Below are 933 nucleotides of genomic sequence, written 5' to 3' on the forward strand. Positions count from 1 at the left end.
GACCCCTTATCGGGGTTACGGACAGTGCCTGGTGGGTAGTTTGACTGGGGCGGTCTCCTCCCAAAGAGTAACGGAGGAGCACGAAGGTGGGCTAATCACGGTCGGACATCGTGAGGTTAGTGCAATGGCATAAGCCCGCTTGACTGCGAGAATGACAATTCGAGCAGGTGCGAAAGCAGGTCATAGTGATCCGGTGGTTCTGAATGGAAGGGCCATCGCTCAACGGATAAAAGGTACTCCGGGGATAACAGGCTGATACCGCCCAAGAGTTCATATCGACGGCGGTGTTTGGCACCTCGATGTCGGCTCATCACATCCTGGGGCTGAAGTCGGTCCCAAGGGTATGGCTGTTCGCCATTTAAAGTGGTACGCGAGCTGGGTTTAGAACGTCGTGAGACAGTTCGGTCCCTATCTGCCGTGGGCGTTGGATGATTGAGAGGGGCTGCTCCTAGTACGAGAGGACCGGAGTGGACGAACCGCTGGTGTTCGGGTTGTATCGCCAGATGCATTGCCCGGTAGCTAAGTTCGGAATCGATAACCGCTGAAAGCATCTAAGCGGGAAGCGAGCCTCAAGATGAGTCATCCCTAGACCTTTAAGGTCTCTAAAGGGTTGTTGAAGACTACAACGTTGATAGGTCAGGTGTGTAAGTGCTGCGAGGCATTGAGCTAACTGATACTAATTGCCCGTGAGGCTTAACCATACAACACCCAAGGGGTTTTCCTTCTCATAAGAGAAGAGACGGACTCTACAAACGCTTGAATGCGTGTTGAGAACAACTAGTTAGATTTTCCCAGATTGCTATTTATTGTCATAAGACAATAAATAAACCAGAATTTGCTTGGCGACCATAGCGTTATGGACCCACCTGATCCCATGCCGAACTCAGTAGTGAAACGTAATAGCGCCGATGGTAGTGTGGGGTCTCCCCATGT

At 51.4% G+C, this 933-nt stretch carries 2 rRNA genes; both read left to right on the forward strand.

What is annotated here, in order from left to right:
- Positions 1–701: ribosomal RNA gene (locus VXS03_RS20030) — 23S ribosomal RNA — on the forward strand; the annotation flags it as partial.
- A gap of 137 nt (positions 702–838) precedes the next feature.
- Positions 839–933, forward strand: a 5S ribosomal RNA gene (gene rrf, locus VXS03_RS20035); the annotation flags it as partial.

Source organism: Photobacterium sp. S4TG1 (genome assembly GCF_036040035.1).
GTDB lineage: Bacteria > Pseudomonadota > Gammaproteobacteria > Enterobacterales > Vibrionaceae > Photobacterium.